The sequence below is a fragment of the Mesorhizobium sp. M4A.F.Ca.ET.090.04.2.1 genome, assembly GCF_003999085.1.
Lineage (GTDB): Bacteria > Pseudomonadota > Alphaproteobacteria > Rhizobiales > Rhizobiaceae > Mesorhizobium.
Map to the genome: position 1 here is coordinate 1 of NZ_RZOT01000891.1, position 1151 is coordinate 1151.

Sequence of the window (1151 nt, forward strand, 5' to 3'; positions counted from 1 at the left end):
GGTGGCGCGCGCATAGCCGTAGCCGAAGGACAGCCGACTGTGGACGTAATCGACGATCGCCTGCGCCCGCGCCCAGCCCGGCGGCAGGTTGCCGAACCGCTGCCAGGCGAGATCGCTGAGATGGTCTGTTTCGCAATAGCGGCTGCCAAGCAGGTAGACGAGCACGTCATCGGGGAGCTCCGCCACCGGCGTTTCCCTGGCGAGCGTGTTGACCTCGTCCGGCTCGCCGCTGTCCTCGATGACCGCGTCATAGAGGATGCGAAAGCCGCCGGCAGGCGCGGTGAAGCGGCGGCAGCTGTTGCCGTGGCGGTCGTGGTAGACCCTGGTCGGCACGGAAGGCGAGGTGAGCACGCGCGTCTGCCGCTTGATGTCGGCCTGACGATCCCTGTGAATCTCGAGCAGCGAGATGATCGGCGTCGATCCGGCGCATTCAATGGCGATTTCGTAGCCGAGCCGGATCAGCATCACGATTGCCCCCTGCGGTCATTCTGGAAGACAGTCTTTTCAACGCGGCAGGCCTGCCATGGTTCCCCTTGGAACACTTTCAGCAACAGTGCGTAGTGGTCTTCCGTACGGAATTGCGCAAACAGAATTGGAGCGGTTTGCACCGCTCCGGCATGTCAAAAGGCGGCCTTGCGCCTTTCCACGGCCCGGCCATGCGGCTACGATCGATCGTAGCTTAGTCCCTCCCGAATACGACCTCCAGGATTTTAGATGTTTGCAGGCAGAAAATTCGCGGCCTTCCTGTTCGATATGGACGGCACGGTGATCAATTCCATTGCCGCGGCCGAAAGGGTGTGGACTGACTGGGCTCAGCGCCAGGGCCTCGACGTCGCGACCTTCCTGCCGACGATTCATGGCAAGCGGGCTGTCGAGACCATCGCCGCGCTGATGCTTCCCGGCGTCGATCCGGTGCTTGAGGCCGACGCGCTGCTGAAGGCTGAAGCGGGTGATCTCGAAGGCATCGTGCCGATCGCCGGCGCGGTGGCGTTTCTCAAGTCGCTGCCGCCGGAGCGCTGGGCGATCGCCACCTCGGCACCGCACGAACTGGCGCTGCTGCGCATGAAGGCGGCCGGCATTCCTGTCCCCGCCGTGATCGTCGCGGCCGAGGACGTCACCCGCGGCAAGCCGGCGCCCGATTGCTTCCAGCT

Annotated in this window: 2 protein-coding genes; one reads left to right on the top strand and one right to left on the bottom strand. The window is 64.4% G+C overall.

The features are described from left to right. Positions 1 to 465, bottom strand: a 465-nt coding sequence (locus tag EN781_RS32930; protein ID WP_145965804.1) for a transglutaminase family protein, incomplete at its 3' end; no start/stop codon positions are given. Positions 466 to 714: 249 nt separating this feature from the next. Between EN781_RS32930 and EN781_RS32935 the strand changes: the two genes are divergently transcribed. Continuing rightward, a partial coding sequence (locus EN781_RS32935; protein ID WP_127400744.1) for an HAD family hydrolase occupies positions 715 to 1151 on the top strand: 437 nt, incomplete at its 3' end.